The following is a 21,565-nucleotide window of genomic DNA, read 5'->3' as shown; positions in this document are numbered from 1 at the left end:
CGGAGCCGGGACACAACCGGCTCACGCGACAAGGACACCGATGCCGTCCCCGAGCAGTTTCAGTCCCAGGACGAAGAACAGGACGGCCATCACGGCAACGTTGTGCAGCACGGCCCAGTCCCGCCAGGTACTGAGCACACTCTTCGCTCGCTCCCCCATGCACAGATAGACGCCCAGCGGCGCCAGCACCCCGAGGGACGCGATGATCACGAACACGGCAAGCACCCCGATCTGCTGCGGGACGGGAATCCCTGCCGAGCTGATCGAGGCACCGGCGGCGATGGTCAAAGGAGCGTTCTTGAGGTTGGCCGCCGACAGGGCGAGCCCGAGGCCTAAGATCTTGAGAGGGGTGAAGCGATCGATCGCAGCCATCCACTTCGGCAACTGCGCCTGGGCCGGGTCCCGCGGACGCCTGCGCCACTGACGGGCACCGAACAGGGCCAGCAGGGCGCCCAGGACCACCTTCAGGACCCCCACCCAGGGGGCAGGTTCCTTGTGCGAGGAGGCACCCCCCGCGCCACCGATCGCCAGCATGATCCCGCCCAGCAGGGCGAGCCCCACGACCCAGGCGAGAGCGAACAGCGGACCGTTCAGCCGTCCGCGCGGGGTGGCCAGGACAAGGATGAGGGCGACGATGGGGAGCGGACTGACCGCTACACCGGCAGCCAGGCCCAGCACGTCGCCGAGCGCTTTGCCCATGAGCCACCTCCGCAGGCGATCAGGAAGCAGGAAGAAGGAAGAAGGATCCGGCACCCATTTTCGGCCCGGGGCCCGTCCGGCCGCGCGGCGGAAGCGGTGAACGGGTGGCGACGGGCTGCCGCCCATCGACGGCCCCGGCGGACGCCCACAGGCTGCTGAAGCAGCCTGGCGCCGCACGTGGCCTCCGCGGGCCGCTGATGGACTCCCCGGGACCGGAGCCGATGAGCGGACCCCACGACACCGACCGTAAAGAACTGGCAGTCCCCGTGCCTCACGGACAACCATGGAACACATGAGTGATCAACCCGCACGATGGACCCAGGCCACTGTCTACCCCGATATGTGGGTCGACCCGGACGACGACCCCCGCAACAGCGAAGGTCCCGGCCCGGACGGTGAACTTCCTACGCTGCAAGGTTTCCTGACGGACTACCGGCACACTCTGCGCATGAAGTGCGAGGGCCTGGATGCGGAGCAACTGGCCCGCCGGTCGGTCCCACCGTCGACGATGTCGCTGCTTGGCCTGGTCCGGCACCTCGCCGAGGCGGAACGGGACTGGCGCAACTGGATCAGCGACGGCGATCCGCTGCCCAAGCTGTACGGCAAGCGAGACGCGGACTTCGACGACGCCGTCGCCGAGCAGGCCGCAGTCGACGCCGCGTACGCCGATCTGGCGCGGGAGCAGGCCGCGACCGACGCCGCACTGGCCGCACACCCGGACCTCGGCGAGCGCCTGGGGAAGGACGGGATCGCGGTCCGGGAGCTGATGGTGCACAGGGTCGAGGAATACGCCCGTCACTGCGGGCACGCCGACCTGTTGCGCGAGTGCATCGACGGAAGGGTCGGTCAGTGACGGGGTGACGAAGGTCAGCCCCCGCCCGTCCTGCATCGGGACGGACGAGGGCTCACCGGTAACGGGCTCACCGCTCACGGGCCCACCACTCACGGCCCACCCGTCACGGGCTCACCGGACGCGGCCCACCGACCCGGCGCGACCCCTGATCGGTCCGAACCATGCCGGACCGGCCCGGACCGGACCGAACCGGTCAATCCAGGTTCCAGGCCGCATCGTTGGGCGCGATACGCCACAGCCGGTCGGAGCTGGGGTAGGCGGTGTCGAGGTGCAGGGTGTCCCAGTTGCCGTCGTTGTAGCGGTTCAGGGCGATGGCGACGTTCCTGTTGACCTTCGGGCGCCACATCCACCACCCGGTGTACTTGCCGTCGACCTTCTCGCCCCTGAGGATCCACTTCTGCAGGTCGGAGCCGTCACAGGTGCGCACGACGATGGTGGTGCCGCGCTCGGCGGTCGCGGAGGCGGGCTGGAGACACTTGTTCGCCGCCCTGTTCCGGTACACGGTGGTCCAGGTGCCGGCCTCGTCCGCGCTCCAGGTCGAGTCCGCGTCCCATGCCTCCGTGCTGTACTTCCACGACGGACTGCGCAGGGTGATGGCCGTACTGCCCTCACCCGTGGCGTCGCCGGACAGGGCCAGACGCCCACCGCTCATCTTGTTGATGAGGTCCTGGTTCGCATCCTCCACCGCGGAGGCCGTGGCGGCCCCGAGCGTGAGCGTGCCGGCGACAACGATCGTGATACCCAGGGCGACGCGCGGGAGATGGCGATGTGCCATGTCGGAATCCTGCTCTCATGAGTACGTGGTGCCCCGCACCGGAAGGGCGGGCCCGGTCATCATGAGGAGGCCAACTCGCCCACAACGGCAAAAACATGGCCTATTCACTCAAAAATGCGTGCCCTATTCACTCAAGAGGCGGGCGCACAGAGGGGGCGCTCATTCTCCGTCGCCCCCATGCCCCGCTCACACATCCTCGCCCCCGCTTCACCCGTCACCGAGCGATTCACGGCGCGCCGAAGCGCCGAAGAAACGACGCAAAAGAACCCATCTCCCCTTTGCGGAGGACGAGTTCAAGCAAGCGTACGCGACTCACTCCACCTGCTGGTACTCCGTCAGCGCATTGACGCATGGGGATTGACCAAGACCCTTTCGTGTGAAAGGTATGGGCCTGCCAACACGGAATCTCCATGACCACTTCCGTAGGAGAACCAAGCACCATGCGCATACCCGCAACAGCCGCAGCCACCGCACTCGGGGGAGCTCTTCTTCTCGGCCTCGGGACCATCCCGGCCGCGCAGGCCGCACCCGCCGACTCGGCCGGCTGCACCACGGACGTCTTCGGAATCGCCGGTAAGTACGGGGAGTTCGTTCTCGGCGACGACGTCCACTCACCCGACGCGGAGGGAGCGGTGGCCGTCGGCGGCAACGCCGACTTCCGCGGCGGTTTCAGCGTCGGGAACGAACTGTCGGCCGCAGAGGTCGACGCCCTGCCCGACCGGGCGACGCTCGTCGTCCGCGGCGACCTGGTCAACGACACCTCGGTCACCGCGGTGATGAAGGGCAACGCCGTCGTCGGCGGCAAGATCCGCGACCGCGCCCTCGAAATGCACTCCGGCAGCTCCCGTCAGAACGCCGGACTGATCGACTTCGAGGCCGAGTTCGCCAAGCTCCGGTCCTACTCCTCCGCGCTGGCCGCCGAACCGGCGACCGACGGCGCCACCGTGCAGGCCGCGGGCACCAAGCTCACCCTGGAGGGCACCGACACCACCCGCAACGTGTTCACCGTGACCGCGGACCGGCTGGAACAGGCCAAGGAGATCTACCTCAAGGTGCCCTCCGGCTCGACCACGGTCGTCAACGTCAGCGGAAAGACCTACGACATGGCCGCGGCCGGCACCACCGGCTTCTTCCTCTCCGACGGCCAGGGCTACGTCCTCGACGACAAGCTCCAGAGCGCCTCCGGAGGCAAGGTCCGCTCCCACCTCCTGTGGAACTTCCCCGAGGCCGGCACGATCACCAAGAACAGCCACGCCGCCTGGCCCGGCAGCGTGCTGGCACCCCGGGCCCACCTGGAACTCGGCACCGCCGCACCGGTCAACGGCTCGGTGTGGGTCGCCTCGCTGCACGGCTCGGGCGGTGCGGAGACCCACCACTTCCCGTTCAGCGGCTGCCTCCCGGAGACCGGCACCACACCCTCGACGGACACCACACCGTCAACGGACACCACCCCCTCGACGGACAGCACCCCGTCCGGCTCCGTGACCCCGTCCTCGGAGAGCGGCACCCCGTCAGCCGAGTCGTCCCAGCCGGCCGCACCGGGCACCCCGGCCGCGTCGAGCCCGGCGGCGGAGACCCCCGAGGGTGACCTGGCCTCGACCGGCAGCAGCGGCACGCTCCCGCTGGCGATCGGCGCCGCCGCGGTGCTCGCCGCGGGCGCCGGGATGGTCGTGGTGGCCCGCCGCCGCTCCAAGCGGGCCTGACAGCAGCCAGGACCCCGCCCGAGCCGGGCGGGGTCCTGGCTGGACACCTCAGCGTTCGACGACGGTCAGCCCCGCGCCAGCCGCTGCGCGACCTCCGTCGCCCAGTACGTCAGGATCATCTGCGCACCGGCCCGCCGGATCCCCGTCAGGCTCTCCATGATCGCCGCGTCCCGGTCGATCCAGCCCTTCTCGGCGGCGGCCTCGATCATCGCGTACTCACCACTGATCTGGTACGCCGCGACCGGCACGTCGACCGCGTCGGCGACCTTCGCAAGAACGTCCAGGTACGGTCCGGCCGGCTTGACCATGACCATGTCGGCGCCCTCTTCGAGGTCGAGCGCCAGCTCGCGCAGCGACTCCCGGACGTTCGCCGGGTCCTGCTGGTACGTCTTGCGGTCACCCTTGAGCGAGGAGCCGACGGCCTCCCGGAACGGCCCGTAGAACGCCGACGAGTACTTGACCGTGTAGGCGAGGATCGAGACGTCCTCGTGGCCCGTCTGGTCCAGCGCGTCACGGATCACGCCCACCTGGCCGTCCATCATGCCGCTGGGGCCCACCACATGGGCGCCCGCGTCCGCCTGGACCTGCGCCATCTCGGCGTACCGCTCCAGCGTCGCGTCGTTGTCGACGCGGCCGTCGGCCGTCAGCACACCGCAGTGGCCGTGGTCGGTGTACTCGTCCAGGCACAGGTCGGACATCACGACGAGATCGTCACCGACCTCCTCGCGCACCGCACGCAGCGCCACTTGGAGGATGCCGTCCGGGTCGGTGCCCGCCGTGCCCCGGCCGTCCTTCTTCTCGTCCGTGGGCACGCCGAAGAGCATGATCCCGGAGACCCCGGCCGCGACCGCGTCGACGGCGGCCTTGCGCAGGGTGTCCAGGGTGTGCTGCTGCACCCCGGGCATGGCCGAGATGGGGACGGGGGCGTCGACGCCCTCACGTACGAACGCGGGCAGGATCAGGTTCGCCGCATCGAGCCGTGTCTCGGCGACCATGCGCCGCATCACCGGGGTCGTCCGCAGCCGCCGGGGGCGGGAGCCGGGGAAGTTTCCGTACACAGTCATGCTTCGAGACTAGACCCGTACACATCACCGTCTTACCGACACTCGTGCCGGAAAACCGGAACCGGCCGGGGTACTACCCCACACGGATCACCGCCTCCCGGAAAACGGCCGGGGCCCGGCCGCCGAAGCAGCCGGGCCCTCGAACACCGTCGACCGGACCGGTCAGGTCGTCGTACGACGCCGCCGCGCCCCCGGACGCCGCTCGCTCGGACGCGTCACCGGGTCACCGGCCTCCCTCGCCGCCTCCCGGCGCTGCGCGCCGAACGTGGCGAGGGCCTCGGCCAGCTTGTGCACCGAAGGCTCCGGCGACAGGACGTCGACGCGCAGCCCGTGCTCCTCCGCGGTCTTCGCCGTCGCCGGGCCGATGCACGCGATGACGGTCACGTTGTGCGGCTTGCCCGCGATGCCGACGAGGTTGCGCACGGTCGACGACGAGGTGAAGAGCACCGCGTCGAAACCGCCGCCCTTGATGGCCTCGCGCGTCTCGGCCGGCGGCGGCGAGGCACGGACCGTGCGGTACGCGGTGACGTCGTCGACCTCCCAGCCCAGCTCGATCAGCCCGGCCACCAGCGTCTCGGTGGCGATGTCGGCGCGCGGCAGGAAGACACGGTCGATCGGGTCGAAGACCGGGTCGTACGGCGGCCAGTCCTCCAGCAGGCCCGCGGCGGACTGCTCGCCGGACGGCACCAGGTCCGGCTTCACACCGAAGTCGATCAGCGCGGCAGCGGTCTGCTCGCCGACGGCCGCGACCTTGATCCCGGCGAACGCACGGGCGTCGAGCCCGTACTCCTCGAACTTCTCGCGCACGGCCTTGACGGCGTTGACGCTGGTGAAGGCGATCCACTCGTAACGGCCCGTGACCAGGCCCTTCACCGCACGCTCCATCTGCTGCGGGGTACGAGGCGGCTCGACTGCGATCGTCGGGACCTCGTGCGGCACGGCACCGTAGGAGCGAAGCTGGTCGGAGAGCGACGCCGCCTGCTCCTTGGTACGCGGGACGAGCACCTTCCAGCCGAACAACGGCTTCGACTCGAACCACGCGAGCTGGTCACGCTGGGCGGCCGGGCTGCGCTCACCGACCACGGCTATGACGGGCTGGTGCCCCTCCGGCGACGGGAGGACCTTCGCCTGCTTCAGGACCTGGGCGATCGACCCGAGAGTCGCCGTCCAGGTGCGCTGGCGGGTGGTCGTGCCGGCCGCGGTCACGGTCAGCGGGGTGTCGGGCTTGCGGCCCGCCGAGACCAGCTCACCGGCGGCCGAGGCCACCGAGTCGAGGGTCGTCGAGATGACGGCCGTCGCATCGCTCGCGCCGACCTCGGCCCAGCAACGGTCCGAGGCGGTACGGGCGTCGACGAACCGGACGTCGGCACCCTCCGCGTCCCGCAGCGGCACACCGGCGTACGCCGGCACCCCGACCGCATTGGCGACACCCGGCACGACCTCGAAGGGGATGCCCGCGGCGGCACAGGCGAGCATCTCCGCACCGGCGTTTCCGTCCAGTCCCGGGTCGCCCGAGACGGCACGGACGACCCGCCTGCCGCCCTTCGCTGCCTCCATGACAAGATTGGTGGCATCCCTGAGAACGGGAACTCCGGCGGCTGTTGACTGCGCGTCAACAACCGTCAGCTCAGGGGTGCTTACGCCTGCCCGCGCATGGCAGCGGACAACGCCGAGAACGTCCGGCTCGGCGACAAGGACGTCCGCGCTCGCAAGCGCCTCGACAGCGCGCAGGGTCAACAGTCCCGGATCGCCGGGACCGGCACCGAGGAAGGTGACGTGCCCCTGTGCGGACAGGGCCGGAAAGTCGGATGCGGCGGGGCCGGTGGGGCTCAAAGTGCTCGCTCCCCCATAAGACCGGCCGCACCCTTGGCAAGCATCTCGGCCGCGAGTTCGCGACCGAGGGCCGCCGCGTCGTCGTGCGACGTGGGGACGGGACCGGTGATGGACATCTGTACCAGCGTGGAACCGTCGGTGGAACCGACGACACCGCGCAGGCGCAGTTCATTGACAGCCTGTCCGTCGACCAGGAGGTCGGCCAGCGCACCCACAGGTGCGGAACAACCGGCCTCCAGGGCGGCGAGCAGGGCACGCTCGGCGGTCACGGCGGCCCGGGTGTACGGGTCGTCGAGCTCGGCGAGTGCGGCGGCGAGGTCCGCGCTGGCAGCAGCGCATTCGATCGCCAGTGCTCCCTGGCCGGGAGCGGGCAGAACGGTATCGGTCGGCAGGAAGTCGGTTACCTCACCGGTCCGGCCGAGGCGGCTGAGACCGGCCGCGGCGAGTACCACCGCGTCCAGTTCCCCGCTGCGCACGAAACCGATACGCGTATCGACGTTCCCCCGGATCGGCACCGTCTCGATGTCGAGGCCGCGGGCGCGGGCGTACGCGTTGAGCTGCGCCATACGACGCGGCGAGCCGGTACCGACACGGGCACCGGACGGCAGTTCCCCGAGGGTCAGCCCGTCCCGCGCCACCAGCACGTCGCGCGGGTCCTCGCGCTCCGGTACGGCGGCCAGCACCAGGCCCTCGGGCTGGGCGGTCGGCAGGTCCTTGAGCGAGTGCACGGCGAAGTCCACATCGCCGCGCAGCAGCGCCTCGCGCAGCGCGGCGACGAACACGCCGGTCCCGCCGATCTGGGCGAGATGCTCCCGGGACGTGTCCCCGTACGTGGTGATCTCGACGAGCCCGACGGCGCGTCCGGTCACCTCGCTGACCGCCTCGGCGACGAGGCCGGACTGCGCCATGGCGAGCTTGCTGCGCCGGGTCCCCAGCCTCAGCGGCTTGGTGGCCCCCGCGCCCAGGGGTGAGTTGTCGGTCATGACCGCCCTCTATTCGGGTCGTTCAGGTCTGCCCGGGAGACGGCGGCGACCGTCTGCGGGTCGAGGTCGAAGAGTTCCCGCAGCGCATCGGCGTACCCGGCACCTCCGGGCTCGCTGGCGAGCTGCTTGACCCGCACGGTGGGCGCGTGCAGGAGCTTGTCGACGACGCGGCGCACGGTCTGCGAGATCTCGGCGCGCTGCTTCTCGTCCAGGTCGGGGAGGCGTCCGTCGAGCCGTGCGATCTCGCCCGCGACCACTCCGGCGGCCATCGTGCGCAGGGCGACGACGGTCGGGGTGATGTGGGCGGCACGCTGGGCGGCTCCGAAGGCGGCGACCTCGTCACCGACGAGGGTGCGCACCTGGTCCACGTCGGCGGCCATCGGGGCGTCCGCGGACGCCTCGGCGAGCGACTCGATGTCGACGAGGCGCACACCGTCGAGCCGGGCGACGGCTCCGTCGATGTCGCGCGGCATGGCGAGGTCGAGCAGGGCGAGGCGCACCGGGCCGGAGCCCTGGGCGGGCACGGTGGACCGGCGCACGGCCTGGCGCACCGTCCCGGCGGCCCCGTTCTCCACCCAGGCGGCATGCCGGTCGGGGTCGGCGGGCGGGGCCGGAACGGACGCGACGGGCTCCTCGCCGGCCGGGGCGAAGTCCAGCCCGAGCGCCCCGGCGACGGCCTGGGCGGTCAGCACCAGACCCGTGGCACCGGTGCACGAGACGACGACATCGGCACGTGTCAGTTCGTCGGAGACCGCGGCCATCTCCACGGCGCGAGCGGCCACTCCGGTACCGCCGGCCTGGGTCAGGATCTCGACGAGCCGGTCGGCACGGGCCCGGGTCCGGTTGGCGACAACGATCTCGGCGACACCGGCACGGGCCAGGGTGGCGGCGGCCAGCGAGGACATCGAGCCGGCACCGATCACCAGGGCGCGCTTGCCCCTGGCCCAGTCGGTGACCTCCGCGCCGTCCGCGAGCTGTTCGAGACCGAAGGTGACGAGCGACTGCCCGGCCCGGTCGATCCCGGTCTCGCTGTGGGCACGCTTGCCGACCCGCAGCGCCTGCTGGAACAGGTCGTTCAACAGCCGGCCGGCGGTGTGGCGGGTCTGGCCCAGCGCCAGCGCGTCCTTGATCTGGCCGAGGATCTGACCCTCGCCGACCACCATCGAGTCCAGCCCGCACGCCACCGAGAAGAGGTGGTGGACGGCCCGGTCCTCGTAGTGCACATAGAGATACGGAGTGAGCTCTTCCAGCCCGACGCCACTGTGCTGGGCGAGCAGGGTGGACAGCTCGGCGACACCGGCGTGGAACTTGTCCACGTCGGCGTACAGCTCGATGCGGTTGCAGGTGGCCAGCACGGCGGCCTCGGCCGCGGGCTCCGCGGCGAGGGTGTCCTGGAGGAGCTTGGCCTGTGTCTCGGCAGCCAGCGAGGCCCGCTCCAGTACGGAGACGGGGGCGCTGCGGTGGCTCAGCCCTACGACGAGAAGACTCATGCGGGCATCACGGCGGGCATGTCCCCGTCGGGTCCCTTCCGTCCTCCGGCGGGCGCGCGCAGAGGCGGCGCGGCCGGGTCCGGGTGGCTCTCCGCGCCCTCGTCGCCGGACTTGCGCTGCTCGTGGAAGGCAAGGATCTGGAGCTCGATGGAGAGGTCGACCTTGCGCACGTCGACACCGTCGGGCACGGAGAGCACCGTCGGCGCGAAGTTCAGGATCGAGGTGACGCCGGCCGCGACGAGCCGGTCGCAGACCTGCTGCGCGGCTCCGGCCGGAGTCGAGATGACGCCGATCGACACCCCGTTCTCGACGACGATCTTCTCCAGCTCGTCGGCGTGCTGCACGGGGATACCGGCGACGGGCGTACCGGCCAGCGCCGGGTCGGCGTCGATCAGTGCGGCGACCCGGAAACCACGGGAGGCGAAGCCGCCGTAGTTGGCGAGCGCGGCGCCGAGGTTACCGATGCCGACGATCACGACCGGCCAGTCCTGGGTGAGGCCGAGTTCGCGGGAGATCTGGTAGACGAGATACTCGACGTCGTACCCGACCCCACGCGTCCCGTAGGAGCCGAGGTAGCTGAAGTCCTTGCGCAGCTTGGCAGAGTTGACCCCCGCCGCCGCGGCCAGTTCCTCGGACGAGACCGTGGGGACCGAGCGCTCGGAGAGCGCGGTCAAGGCGCGCAGATACAGCGGAAGTCGGGCGACGGTGGCCTCGGGAATGCCTCGGCTACGGGTCGCCGGTCGGTGATTTCGGCCAGTTGCCACGGTGCTCCTGCGGGATGAGCGGGGCTGTAGGCGGCCGCACGTCCGATGGCCGCCCCGTCGAATGCAGGCTATGTCTTTGTGAACACGTGCACAAAGATGGTGTCCGTTTTGTCCGGTCAAAGTGACCGGGGTCACGCATATTCGTCGCGTAGCCCCGGAACCAAGGATCGCATCAACCCGTTGCGGGCCCGAAGGGGGCAAAGCGGAACACACTCCTCACTACCACTCCCCCGAGACCACTCAAAACGCCCACGATGGTAGCCGTCTTCGCTTACGAAAGCAGTGCCTTGCGCAGCCTCACCGGGTCCACCTTCCAGAACGTGTGCTGTTCGTGATCGATCAGGACGACCGGGATCTGCTCCCAGTACTCCCGGTGCAGTTCCTCGTCCTGGGTGATGTCCTTCTCCTCCCAGGAAGCGCCGGTCTGCGCACAGACCTCCCGCACCACCGCCCTCGCGTCGTCGCAGAGGTGGCACCCGGGCTTTCCGACCAGGGTCACCACCCGGTCCTCGGGCTTCTTCTTCGTACGTCGCAGCAGGGCACTCATGCCTTCATTCTGCGCCGCAGAAGCACCGCGGCCCGCGCCACCGGGGACCGGCCCGCGCGCCGGACACAGACCGACGCTCCGGTACGGGCAGAACCGGGCCCTGCGATCCTTGGACCGGAATCACCCGGACGCCGCTCGGCAATTCGGCGATGCGGCATCCCAGAGTTCACGGCACGGCATCCCCGCAGCCCGGGAAGGGCCGGACCGAATGGCTATGCTCACGGCATGGCCGCTCTTGGATGGCTCACACCGCGTAGGCGCCCCGCGACAGCACGGAGCGTGCTGGCAGGCGAGGCAGCAGCTGAGGCAGCACGGAAGTCCTCCCTTCCCGAACCTCCCGACGATCAGTCCGCCGCGGCCGAGGAACCACTCTTCCCCGTCGTCGGCGACGAGCGGGCCGCCGCCTTCTTCGACCTGGACAACACCGTCATGCAGGGCGCGGCGCTCTTCCACTTCGGCCGCGGCCTGTACAAGCGGAAGTTCTTCCAGCGCCGCGAACTGACCCGCTTCGCCTGGCAGCAGGCCTGGTTCAGGCTGGCCGGCGTCGAGGACCCCGAACACATGCAGGACGCCCGCGACAGCGCGCTGTCCATCGTCAAGGGCCACCGCGTCTCCGAGCTGATGTCCATCGGCGAGGAGATCTACGACGAGTACATGGCCGACCGCATCTGGCCCGGCACCCGTGCACTCGCCCAGGCCCACCTCGACGCCGGGCAGCGGGTCTGGCTGGTCACCGCCGCCCCGGTGGAGACCGCCACGATCATCGCCCGCCGCCTCGGCCTGACCGGCGCGCTCGGCACGGTCGCCGAATCGGTCGACGGCGTCTACACCGGCCGTCTGGTCGGCGAGCCGCTGCACGGCCCCGCGAAGGCCGAGGCGGTCCGCGCCCTGGCCGCGGCCGAGGGCCTGGACCTGCACCGCTGTGCGGCGTACAGCGATTCGCACAACGACATCCCGATGCTGTCCCTGGTCGGGCACCCGTACGCGATCAACCCGGACACCAAGCTCCGCAAGCACGCCCGCGCACACGACTGGCGGCTGCGGGACTACCGCACAGGCCGCAAGGCGGCCAAGGTCGGCATCCCGGCCGCCGCCGGCGTCGGCGCCCTGGCGGGCGGCACCGCGGCCGCCGTCGCCCTGCACCGCCGCCGCCGCTGACGCACACCCGTTCCCGCCCGCCCGCCCGGCCCCCGGGCCGCCGGGCCACGCCCGGACATCCGGCGCCAAATCCGGTCTTGTACCCACCGACCGCCCCCGCCAGCCGAATTGCTCGCACGCGACCACAACCCGTCACCCTCGAAGACAGTTCGCGAAGTAATCCGGTCAATAACCGGTCACGGTTTGCTACTCGGCACATCGAATAATCGCTACAGAAGCGACGGAATCGACGATTTGAGAAACTCGGTGTAGCAAGGCCTGCACTAAGCGTTATTCTCCTCAGACGCATTCCGGACCCACCACTCACTACGACGGGTGACGGTTCCGCACTGCACGTGATGGAAGCTCTGCCTCTGGGAGTCCCGTGTACCCACACGTCGGGGTTGACGCCTCGGGCCTGGCTACGCTGCGCGCAACGATCGCTGACCGCTTGCGCGGCTTCGTCCCCACCGCGTACGCCGTACCCGCATTCGCCACCCCTGCACCTGTCGGCCCCTGCTACGCCCTGGCCGAACGCGGGGCGGCGGTCGGAAGACGCAGCAACCGCGGCGCCCCTACTACGTCCACCGCCCGTCGGCCCACCGCCGACAGCGACAGCGCCCGCATGATGGAACTCGTCGAGCGCGCACAGGCCGGCGAGGCCGAAGCCTTCGGCCGCCTCTACGACCAGTACAGCGACACCGTCTACCGCTACATCTACTACCGCGTGGGTGGCAAGGCGACGGCGGAGGACCTCACCAGCGAGACCTTCCTGCGCGCCCTGCGCCGCATCTCCACCTTCACCTGGCAGGGCCGCGACTTCGGCGCCTGGCTGGTCACGATCGCCCGCAACCTGGTCGCCGACCACTTCAAGTCCAGCCGTTTCCGGCTGGAGGTCACCACCGGCGAGATGCTCGACGCCAACGAGGTCGAGCGCAGCCCCGAGGACTCCGTCCTGGAGTCCCTCTCCAACGCCGCACTGCTGCAGGCCGTGCGCCGACTCAACCCCCAACAGCAGGAGTGCGTGACCCTGCGCTTCCTGCAGGGCCTCTCGGTGGCCGAGACCGCGCGCGTCATGGGCAAGAACGAGGGCGCGATCAAGACCCTGCAGTACCGTGCCGTCCGCACCCTGGCGCGTCTCCTCCCGGACGATGCCCGCTGACTCCGCCCCCGCACTCGTGGTGACATGCCTCTCACCCACCGATCCGATCATCTTTCTTGCGTAACCCAAGCGCCGCGCCCCTCGTTGTGCTGGTTGCAGGCCCCCTGTCGTCACCTCCTGTCCGCTGCCACTCACTCGTTCGAGTGGAAGCGCTCAAGGTGCGGAACTTTCCGGACGCGCAGGGGAGTCGACCGTCATGATGAGAGGAGGTGCCGCCAGTGATCGCACCCATTTCGGCACACCGGCGGGCGAACGCCTTCGCCCAGGCCCTGGAGGAGCAGCCGCTCCACGGGGCAGCGGCCGTACAGCCCGAGGAACCGGCCGAAGCGGCCGACCACGGACCGCTGTTGGCCCTGGCGAACGGCCTCGGTGAGCTACCGCGGCCGGAGTTGGACCCCGAAGTCAAAAGGGCGCAACGCGCCGAGCTCGTCGCCGCCATGGAGGCCGCGTTCGCCGAGGGCGATGCGTCCGCGGACCCTACGGTGCCCGAACAGCGGACCAAGGGGGCCCATCGGGCCTCCCCGCTCCGGAAGTTGCGCCCGCGCTCACGCTGGACGAAGGGCCTCGCGGCCGGCGGGCTCACCGTCGGTGTGGCCGCGGGAGCCTTCGGCGGAGTGGCCGCTGCCAGTTCCGACGCCCTGCCGGGTGATTCGCTGTACGGGCTCAAGCGCGGCATGGAGGACCTCCACCTCGGCATGGCCAGCGGCGACACCAACCGCGGAAAGGTCTATCTCGACCAGGCGTCCACCCGGCTCAGCGAAGCCCGCCGGCTGATGGAACGCGCCCGCTCCGGCGATCTGGACCACGAACAGCTCGGCGAGGTCAGGCGCACGCTCAACGGCATGACGCACGACGCCACCGAGGGACACCGCCTGCTCCGCTCCGCCTACCAACGCGACGGCGCCATCGGCCCGATCCAGACCCTGGAGTCCTTCTCCCGCGCGCACCGCGGCAGCTGGAGCAGCCTGCGCGACCGCCTGCCCGTCCAACTCTCCGATGTCGGTGACCAGGTCAGCTCGGTCTTCGACGCCATAGACGACGAGGTCGAACCGCTGCAGTCGTTGCTGCCCGCCACCCCGGACAGCAACAGCAACTCCCAGCGGTCGAGCCAGAACGACCAGGACACCGGATCCTCCCGTACGGACCAGACCTCGCCCTCGTCGTCGGAGAGCTCACAGGACCGTACCGGCGACAGCACCTCGCCCAACCCCTCCGAATCCGACAGCACCTCGTCCGACGGCCTGATCGGCGGCGGCACGGACGGCATCTTCGGTACCCCGTCCCCGAGCACCACGCCGTCCACCCGCGGCGGGGACAGTGCCACACCCGTCCCAGACGTCACCCTGCCCCCGCTCCTCCCGGGCCTGCTCCCGGGCCTGGGCATCGACGGCGAGGACCTGAGCGAATAGTCGACGAGTGCTGCGGCCGGAAAGGTTCACCAGAGGGACAGAGACCTTTCCGGCCGCAGCACTCGCACACACCTCGGCCGGCGGGCAGGAAGCACCCCGCGGGAGAACCTCAGAAGAACACCGATCTCCGCTGCACCAGCAACTTGTACAGCGTGTGCTGAATCTGCTCGCGCACCTGATCCGTCAGATTGAACATCAGCATCGGATCCTCCGCCGCCTCCACCGGATACCCGCTCGTGGAGATCGGCTCGCCGAACTGGATCGTCCACTTCGTCGGCAGCGGCAGCGTCCCGAGCGGCCCCAGCCAGGGAAACGTCGGCGTGATCGGGAAGTACGGAAAGCCCAGCAGGCGCGCCAGCGTCTTCGAGTTGCCGATCATCGGGTAGATCTCCTCCGCCCCCACGATCGAGCACGGGACGATCGGCACCCCGGCCCGCAGCGCTGTGGAGACGAAGCCGCCCCGTCCGAAGCGCTGCAGCTTGTACCGCTCGCCGAACGGCTTGCCGAGGCCCTTGAAGCCCTCCGGCATCACGCCGACGACCTCCCCCTGCCGCAGCAGCCGCTCCGCGTCCTCCGCACAGGCCAGCGTGTGCCCCGCCTTGCGGGCAAGCTCGTTGACCACCGGCAGCATGAAGACGAGATCGGCGGCGAGCAGCCGCAGATGCCGCCCCGCCGGATGGTTGTCGTGCACAGCGACCTGGAGCATCAGCGCATCGAGCGGCAGCGTTCCCGAGTGATTGGACACGATGAGCGCCCCGCCGTCGGACGGGATGTTCTCGATGCCCTTCACCTCGACCCGGAAGTACTTCTCGTACATCGGCCGCAGCATCGACATCAGGACCTGATCGGTCAGCTCCTTGTCGTACCCGAACTCGTCGACGTCGTACTCACCGGTGACCCGCCGCCGCAGAAACGCCAGCCCGCCGGCGATCCGCCGCTCCCAGCCACCGCTCTGCGCGTCCTGGAGGGGCTGCTCGGCCTGCTGGGGCTCCTCCTGCGGCAGCGAGTCGTGCTGCCCCGGAAGGGCACTGACGGCCGCATTCCCGACCCCGGGGACCACCGAGGGCCCCTGCCCCCGACCACCGGCCCCGGTGGACCGGCGGCGCGCGGAGCGCGGTGAGCCGCCCGGCCGCGAACGGTCGTCGTCGAACGGAATGACCTTGGCGTCCGCCATCGTCCTGCGCTCCTCTACCTGGCGCTGGGGGTCGGGTGCCTGTCGCCCGCCCCGGTGGTTCCCGGAACACCGCCGGCCGCCCCGGCGAACGGCAGGGCGGCCAGTCGGTCGATCGTCCTGCCCACCGCCTCCGGCGGCAGCAGCCCCGGCCCCTGGCTGCGTGCGAACTCCGCGAACGTCCCCGCGGTGCTGAACCGCGGGCGGAACCCGAGGATCTCGCGCATCTGGACCGTGGAGACCACCCGGCCGTGGGTGAGGAGCCGGATCTGCTCCGGCGAGAAGTCCGTCATGCCGACCGTACGCAGCGCCTGGCCCACCCAGGTGACGGCGGGCAGCAGCAGCGGCACCGTCGGCCGTCCCAGCCGCCGCGAGCACTGCGAGAGCAGCAGCACGCCGTCCCCGGCGATGTTGAAGGTGCCGCTGTTCAACGTTCCGCGCCGCGGATCGCGCGAAGCGATCTCCAGGACGTCGAGGACATCGTCCTCGTGCACGAACTGGAGCCTGGGGTCGTACCCGAACACCGTCGGCAGCACGGGCAGCGAAAGGTAGTCGGCGAGCGGCGAATCCGCCTTCGGCCCCAGGATGTTCGCGAACCTGAGCACGCACACGGCGACGTCCGGCCGACGGCGCGCAAAGCCCCGCACATAACCCTCGACCTCCACCACGTCCTTGGCGAAGCCCCCGCTCGGCAGGGACTTGGGCGGGGTGGTCTCGGTGAAGACCGCGGGGTCGCGAGGCGCCGAGCCGTACACATTCGTACTGGACTTGATCACCAGTCGCTGCACGCTCGGGGCCTTCTGGCAGGCACCGAGCAGCTGCATGGTCCCGATGACGTTGGTCTCCTTGACCGTCGTCCGGCCACCCATGCTGACGGCCTTGGCGGAGACGTCCAGATGGACGACCGTGTCGATGGTGTGCTCGGCGAGGACTCTGCCGATCGCGGGCTGCCGGATGTCCGCCGTCACGAAGTCGGCGTCGCCCAGCTGATGTGCCGGCGCCACCACGTCGACCGCGATCACCCGGTCCACTCCCGGATCACGCTGGATACGGCGCACGAAGCGGCCGCCCAACTGCCGGGCCGCTCCCGTCACCAGCACGACCTTCCCCAAGACCAGCGCCTTCCGTAGAAAGGTTTCTCCCTGGCCGTCACCGTAGCGGGTGGATGTTGCCCTGTGATGCCCGCGCGACGGCCTTCGCCTGAGTCTTTGGCCCGAATGCGCGTACGCGCACCGTCCACGGCGCAACGCCGCGCAACGCACCGCAGCCCTCCCGCCGGATCGGCGGGAGGGCTGCGGATTCACGAACTGCGTTCGCCTACTTCTTGTTGCGACGCTGAACGCGCGTGCGCTTGAGCAGCTTGCGGTGCTTCTTCTTGGCCATCCGCTTGCGCCGCTTCTTGATAACAGAGCCCACGACTACCCTCGCTCACTTCTTCTTCACTGGTGCGGGGCGTCTGGGCCCACACGACCTACGTCGGCCTAGCCTACCCGCCACTGCGCGAGGGACGTAATCCGAGGGGACCTCAGGCGGACTCCACCCTCACAAATGACTCGCGGAGATACTCGTGAACCGCTTGCTCCGGAACCCGGAAGGACCTTCCCACCTGGATCGCCGGCAGATGACCGCTGTGCACCAACCGGTACACGGTCATCTTCGACACTCTCATGACCGAGGCGACTTCCGCCACGGTCAGAAACTTGACCTCGTTGAGAGGCCTCTCGCTGCCAGCAGCCATGACCCACCTGTACCTTCCGCGCCAGACGCGCACCGGCTTCCCCTCCGGTGACTCTTCGTCGCTGTGCGCTCACTCCCCAGATTAGGGGCGCGTGATGCGAGTGGGGAAGAGGAGAGCCGATCGGCCGCCTACTGTGACAGACACGCCCGATTGAGCACATAGCGCGTGAGCGGCCGGTAGTGGTCGGACCGCACGGCATCGTCGAGCGGAACGGCGACCCGCACCCGCCCCTCGGCCTCTCCGACGAACAGCGCCGGATCATCCGTATCCGCCAGCCCGATCGCCTCAATGCCCAGCTGACCTGCTCCGCAGACCCATCCGTGGTCCCCGACGACCAGTTCCGGCAGGCTCCCGTCCCCCTCCGCCACCGCCTCCAGGGCGACCCGTACGGGCAGCGGCGAGTGAGTGTGTACGCCGGTGACACCACCGGGAGCCTGCACGCCGGGTTCACGCACCATCGCGACTCCTCGTACGTAGTCGAGGCGGTGCGTACGTACGCCGAACCGGGTCGTTATGTCGATACATCGCCCCTGCGCGGGAGTGAGTACGGGGCATCCGGCCGCCGACATGGCGTCTGCCAGCTCTGCGTAGAAACCGAGCAGCCGGTGCGGGTGACCGGTCCCGAACAGCACCGGAGCCCGCCGGACCGCGGCGCAGGACAGCCGCGCCGCGAAGGCATCCAGACCTGCCAGTGTGCGCTCAGGATCAATCACATCCGTCCCCGCAACATGAGCAGGATCATCCGAAACCCCGCACTTGTCGGCCATGAGACGAAGAAGATCGGGCTCATCCCAGCCCCGCTCGGGCGTGAGACCGAGCGTCACCCGCGGGTCGCGGGCCGCGAACAGCCGATAGCTCCGCAGGCTCGCCTCTCTCGTCGTGGCGACGGGCCCCGCCAGTCGGGCCGCCAGCAGATGCGCACGCAGCGCTCCGGTGCTCAACACCCCACCGATGCTCCCCCAATCACCCGGACGGCGGGCCAGAAGCCCGGCCCAGCCCCACGGTTGGCGTAACCGTCCCTGACCGCGGCACAAAGAACAGCCGTACGGAGAACAGCCGCACCGCGACCATCCCGCCCGCCTCAGGCCAGCAGCCCCCGCAGCGGGAACACCGCCCGCCTGGTCGCCAACACCGCCTGATCCACCCGGTTCGCCGGGTCGTACCCCTCCTCCCAGGGTTTCCAGGAAGGAGTACGCCCGTCCGTCATCCGCATCGGCCCCAGCTGCCGCGTCCGCGCATAGACCTCGTCCCGCCACGACGACGGAATCACAGACTCCGGGTCCACCGGCGCATGCGCGGCGATCCCCACCAGATGCGTCCAGGACCTCGGCACCACATCGACCACCGCATAGCCGCCCCCGCCGAGTGCCACCCAACGCCCACCCTCCGTGTACTCATGGGCGAGATCGTGACAGGCCTCCATCACCGACCGCTGCGCGTCCAGCGACACTGCGAAATGCGCGAGGGGATCATCGAAATGCGTGTCGGATCCGTGCTGGGTCACCAGCACCTGGGGACGGAAGTCCGCCAGCAGCTCCGGGACCACCGCGTGGAACGCCCGCAGCCATCCCGCGTCCCCGGTACCGGCCGGCAGCGCCACATTCACCGCACTGCCCGCACCCGCACCGGCTCCGGTCTCCTCCGGCCAGCCGGTCTGTGGGAAAAGCGTGCGCGGGTGCTCGTGCAACGACACGGTCAGCACCCGGGGGTCCTCCAAGAACGCCGCCTGCACCCCGTCCCCGTGATGCACGTCCACATCGATGTACGCCACCCGCTCGGCACCCAGTTCCAGCAGCCGCGCGATGGCGAGCGCCGCATCGTTGTAGATGCAGAACCCGGCCGCGCCGCCCGGCATCGCGTGATGCAGCCCGCCCGCGAAGTTCACGGCATGGGCGGCGTCCCCGCGCCACACCGCCTCGGCCGCGGCCACCGACTGACCGGCGATCAGCGCCGACGCCTCGTGCATCCCCGAGAAGGCGGGGTCGTCCGTCGTACCGAGACCGTAGAGCTGGTCGGCCTGGCTCGGATCCTCCGAAGCGGCCCGCACGGCAGCCAGATAGTCCTCACGGTGCACCAGCCGCAGGGTGGACTCCCCGGCGGGCCTGGCCGCCACCACGTCCACCGCGCCGTCGAGCCCGAACGCCCGCACCAGCCCCATGGTCAGGGCGAGCCTGACGGGGTTCATCGGGTGGCTTTCCCCGAAGTCGTAACCCGTTACTGCGTCATCCCACATCAACTGCGTGCGGCCGCTCATGCCCGCCACCGTATCGGGCAGGGTCCGCACCGAACGACTTGGCATACACGAGCGTCGCCAGCACCAGCACCATCGGCACGAGCATCGCTCCCCGATAGCTCCACGCGTCCCCGAGCGCCCCCACCAGCGGTGACCCCACCAGGAATCCCACGTAGTTGAAGACATTCAGCCGCGCGATGGCCGTATCACTGGCCCCGGGGAACATCCGCCCGGCAGCGGCGAACGTCTGCGGCACGATCACGCACAGCCCGAGCCCCAGCAGAGTGAACCCGAGCATTCCCGTCCACGCCCCGCCGGCCCCCGCCACCACACCGAAACCCGCCGCCGCCAGCACACTCCCGAACCGCACCACGGTCACCGCCCCGAACCGCCGCACCCCGAAGTCCCCGACGGCCCGCCCCAGCAGCGTCGTCACCATGTAGACGTTGTACGGAACGGTCGACAGCTGCTCGGAACTCCCCAGCACGTCCTGCAGATACTTGGCGCTCCAGTTCGAGACCGTCGAGTCCCCGATGTACGCGAAGCTCATCACCAGACAGAGCGGCATCAACAACCTGAAGGAGACCGGGACAGATCCCTTCAACTGCTCCTCCGCAGGGCCCTCGTCCATCGCCGTCCCGTCGACGTACCAACGGCTCCCGATGAACGCGGCGGGCAGCAGCACCACGACCGCCGGCCAGTAGGACATCAGCAGCGAAAGGTCCCAGTGCGCCCCGGCCCATGCCATGGACGCACCAGCGATGCCGCCCAGACTGTAGGCGGCATGGAATCCGAGCATGATGGAACGCCCGTATGCCCGCTGAAGACTGACGCCCATCATGTTCATGGAGGCATCGAGCGCCCCGACAGCAAGCCCGAACACTCCGAGCGCCAGAGCAACCTCCCCCACCGCGCTGCCGGCACCGACAGCGAGCAGCGCAAGCAGCACCACCGGCTGAGCCCATCGCAGGACGGTCCCGGGCCGCGCCCGTACGACCACCTTCTCGATGGCCACGCTTCCCACTCCGGCCAGGATCGGCACGGCGGCGAGAAACACCGGCAACAGCCCGTCGGATATCCCGTACCGGTCCTGGATGGCGGGAATCCGCGTCACCAGTAGGGCAAACGTGGCTCCCTGCGCGAAGAAGCTCAACGTGAGCGAGGCCCTGCCGTGCCGCAAACGAGCGTTTGTCATGGCCGCGAGCGTAAGGCCAGTCTCTACCCATGGGTAGAGCGATCAAGCGAGCAATTCCCTCAGCTGGCTCATGTCGGAGAAGTACCCGGTCACACTGCCGAGCCGGTCGGCAGGCATCATCGACGTAAACCCGTACACATCCATCCCGGCACGCCTGGCGGCCTCGACTCCGAGCGGGCTGTCCTCGATGACGACACACCGCTCGGGGGCAACCCCCATCCTCTCGGCGGCATACAGGAACAGATCCGGGGTCGGCTTTCCCTGCCCCACGTCCTCCGCGCTGAAGATCCACTCTTCTTCGAACCACTGGTCGATCCCGGTCTTGCGGTGACCGACTCTGATGCGCTCGTGGCTGCTGGAGGACGCGACGCAGTAGGCGGTCCCGTCGGCGACCAGCTTTCCCAGCACGTCGTCGACGCCCGCGACCGGCTCCAGTTCCTGCTCGAACGCGGCGAAGACCCGGGAGTGGAGTGTCTCGTCGAAGTCCGCGGGCAGCTTCTCCCCGGTCCTCTCCTCGAAGAGATCGTGCACCCGGTGCACGGAAGAACCCATGTAGTCGCGGAGACACTCCTGGTACGAGGTGGGGTGTCCGAGCTCCGTGAGGTACTCGGACAGGATGGTGTTGGAGATCGGCTCGCTGTCCACGAGCACACCGTCGTTGTCGAAGATGACCAGTTCGTAGCGCATGGTTCGAGCCTAAGGGCTGTGAACGCAGAAAAGCCCCGTGCCACAAGGGCACGGGGCTTCCCGTAAAAGAAGTTCGGCGGCGTCCTACTCTCCCACAGGGTCCCCCCTGCAGTACCATCGGC

General features: G+C 69.6%; 21 protein-coding genes. 5 read left to right on the top strand and 16 right to left on the bottom strand.

What is annotated here, in order from left to right:
- Positions 1-21 precede the first annotated feature (21 nt).
- Complete coding sequence (locus AB0L71_RS18270; RefSeq protein WP_365243725.1) at positions 22-699, bottom strand: GAP family protein; 678 nt, start codon at positions 697-699, stop codon at positions 22-24.
- A gap of 283 nt (positions 700-982) precedes the next feature.
- Between AB0L71_RS18270 and AB0L71_RS18265 the strand changes: the two genes are divergently transcribed.
- Positions 983-1,552: a DUF664 domain-containing protein gene (locus tag AB0L71_RS18265; RefSeq protein WP_365243723.1), complete on the top strand. Its 570-nt coding sequence runs from the start codon at positions 983-985 to the stop codon at positions 1,550-1,552.
- 193 nt (positions 1,553-1,745) lie between these two features.
- Here the strand turns inward: AB0L71_RS18265 and AB0L71_RS18260 are convergent, their stop codons facing one another.
- Positions 1,746-2,327: an RICIN domain-containing protein gene (locus tag AB0L71_RS18260; protein ID WP_365243721.1), complete on the bottom strand. Its 582-nt coding sequence runs from the start codon at positions 2,325-2,327 to the stop codon at positions 1,746-1,748.
- Positions 2,328-2,767: 440 nt separating this feature from the next.
- On the opposite strand from AB0L71_RS18260, the gene AB0L71_RS18255 reads away from it, so the two are divergent.
- Positions 2,768-4,030 carry a choice-of-anchor A family protein gene (locus tag AB0L71_RS18255; protein ID WP_365243719.1) on the top strand — a complete coding sequence of 421 codons (1,263 nt, stop codon included), beginning with the start codon at positions 2,768-2,770 and terminating at the stop codon, positions 4,028-4,030.
- A 65-nt stretch (positions 4,031-4,095) separates the two neighbouring features.
- On the opposite strand, the gene hemB is transcribed toward AB0L71_RS18255, so the two are convergent.
- The 6 genes from hemB to AB0L71_RS18225 form a co-directional block, all read right to left on the bottom strand.
- Positions 4,096-5,094 (bottom strand): porphobilinogen synthase, encoded by a 999-nt coding sequence (hemB, locus tag AB0L71_RS18250; protein WP_365243717.1) that lies wholly within the window; start codon positions 5,092-5,094, stop codon positions 4,096-4,098.
- Between the two features lie 162 nt (positions 5,095-5,256).
- Positions 5,257-6,927 (bottom strand): bifunctional uroporphyrinogen-III C-methyltransferase/uroporphyrinogen-III synthase, encoded by a 1,671-nt coding sequence (locus AB0L71_RS18245; protein ID WP_365243716.1) that lies wholly within the window; start codon positions 6,925-6,927, stop codon positions 5,257-5,259.
- On the bottom strand, positions 6,924-7,910 hold the full coding sequence (gene hemC, locus AB0L71_RS18240) for a hydroxymethylbilane synthase (RefSeq protein WP_365243714.1): 987 nt from the start codon (positions 7,908-7,910) through the stop codon (positions 6,924-6,926). Before hemC ends, AB0L71_RS18245 begins: the two co-directional genes overlap by 4 nt.
- The gene (locus tag AB0L71_RS18235) at positions 7,907-9,400 is read right to left on the bottom strand and encodes a glutamyl-tRNA reductase (protein ID WP_365243713.1); all 1,494 of its coding nucleotides are present in this window, start codon (positions 9,398-9,400) and stop codon (positions 7,907-7,909) included. The genes hemC and AB0L71_RS18235 overlap by 4 nt, the downstream gene beginning before the upstream one ends.
- Positions 9,397-10,164 carry a redox-sensing transcriptional repressor Rex gene (locus AB0L71_RS18230; protein WP_365243711.1) on the bottom strand — a complete coding sequence of 256 codons (768 nt, stop codon included), beginning with the start codon at positions 10,162-10,164 and terminating at the stop codon, positions 9,397-9,399. The genes AB0L71_RS18235 and AB0L71_RS18230 overlap by 4 nt, the downstream gene beginning before the upstream one ends.
- A gap of 271 nt (positions 10,165-10,435) precedes the next feature.
- Positions 10,436-10,711, bottom strand: a complete 276-nt coding sequence (locus tag AB0L71_RS18225; RefSeq protein ID WP_365243709.1) for a glutaredoxin family protein — start codon at positions 10,709-10,711, stop codon at positions 10,436-10,438.
- 225 nt (positions 10,712-10,936) lie between these two features.
- On the opposite strand from AB0L71_RS18225, the gene AB0L71_RS18220 reads away from it, so the two are divergent.
- The 3 genes from AB0L71_RS18220 to AB0L71_RS18210 all read left to right on the top strand — a co-directional run bounded on the left by AB0L71_RS18220 (position 10,937) and on the right by AB0L71_RS18210 (position 14,419).
- Positions 10,937-11,869 carry an HAD-IB family hydrolase gene (locus tag AB0L71_RS18220; protein WP_365243707.1) on the top strand — a complete coding sequence of 311 codons (933 nt, stop codon included), beginning with the start codon at positions 10,937-10,939 and terminating at the stop codon, positions 11,867-11,869.
- Positions 11,870-12,233: 364 nt separating this feature from the next.
- Complete coding sequence (locus AB0L71_RS18215; RefSeq protein ID WP_365243705.1) at positions 12,234-13,010, top strand: ECF subfamily RNA polymerase sigma factor, BldN family; 777 nt, start codon at positions 12,234-12,236, stop codon at positions 13,008-13,010.
- Positions 13,011-13,228: 218 nt separating this feature from the next.
- Complete coding sequence (locus AB0L71_RS18210; RefSeq protein ID WP_365243703.1) at positions 13,229-14,419, top strand: DUF5667 domain-containing protein; 1,191 nt, start codon at positions 13,229-13,231, stop codon at positions 14,417-14,419.
- 109 nt (positions 14,420-14,528) lie between these two features.
- Here the strand turns inward: AB0L71_RS18210 and AB0L71_RS18205 are convergent, their stop codons facing one another.
- From AB0L71_RS18205 to AB0L71_RS18170, 8 genes are all read right to left on the bottom strand, one after another.
- Positions 14,529-15,593: a lysophospholipid acyltransferase family protein gene (locus AB0L71_RS18205; protein WP_365243701.1), complete on the bottom strand. Its 1,065-nt coding sequence runs from the start codon at positions 15,591-15,593 to the stop codon at positions 14,529-14,531.
- Between the two features lie 14 nt (positions 15,594-15,607).
- Complete coding sequence (locus tag AB0L71_RS18200) at positions 15,608-16,702, bottom strand: NAD-dependent epimerase/dehydratase family protein (RefSeq protein ID WP_365243699.1); 1,095 nt, start codon at positions 16,700-16,702, stop codon at positions 15,608-15,610.
- 205 nt (positions 16,703-16,907) lie between these two features.
- On the bottom strand, positions 16,908-17,006 hold the full coding sequence (locus AB0L71_RS18195; protein WP_003948845.1) for an AURKAIP1/COX24 domain-containing protein: 99 nt from the start codon (positions 17,004-17,006) through the stop codon (positions 16,908-16,910).
- Positions 17,007-17,115: 109 nt separating this feature from the next.
- Entirely contained in the window at positions 17,116-17,328 is a 213-nt protein-coding gene (locus AB0L71_RS18190) for a helix-turn-helix domain-containing protein (RefSeq protein WP_365243697.1), read from the bottom strand.
- Between the two features lie 128 nt (positions 17,329-17,456).
- Positions 17,457-18,272, bottom strand: coding sequence for a phosphatase (locus AB0L71_RS18185; protein ID WP_365243695.1), 816 nt, complete (start codon positions 18,270-18,272; stop codon positions 17,457-17,459).
- A 137-nt stretch (positions 18,273-18,409) separates the two neighbouring features.
- The gene (locus tag AB0L71_RS18180) at positions 18,410-19,582 is read right to left on the bottom strand and encodes an acetoin utilization protein AcuC (RefSeq protein WP_365243693.1); all 1,173 of its coding nucleotides are present in this window, start codon (positions 19,580-19,582) and stop codon (positions 18,410-18,412) included.
- Complete coding sequence (locus AB0L71_RS18175; RefSeq protein ID WP_365243691.1) at positions 19,551-20,756, bottom strand: MFS transporter; 1,206 nt, start codon at positions 20,754-20,756, stop codon at positions 19,551-19,553. The genes AB0L71_RS18180 and AB0L71_RS18175 overlap by 32 nt, the downstream gene beginning before the upstream one ends.
- 42 nt (positions 20,757-20,798) lie before the next feature.
- The gene (locus AB0L71_RS18170) at positions 20,799-21,443 is read right to left on the bottom strand and encodes an HAD family hydrolase (RefSeq protein ID WP_365243689.1); all 645 of its coding nucleotides are present in this window, start codon (positions 21,441-21,443) and stop codon (positions 20,799-20,801) included.
- Positions 21,444-21,565: the final 122 nt, after the last annotated feature.

The organism is Streptomyces sp. NPDC052052, assembly GCF_040680455.1.
GTDB lineage: Bacteria > Actinomycetota > Actinomycetes > Streptomycetales > Streptomycetaceae > Streptomyces.
The sequence above is the reverse complement of the archived record's forward strand: the minus strand, read 5'-3'. Positions and strand labels throughout refer to the sequence as shown.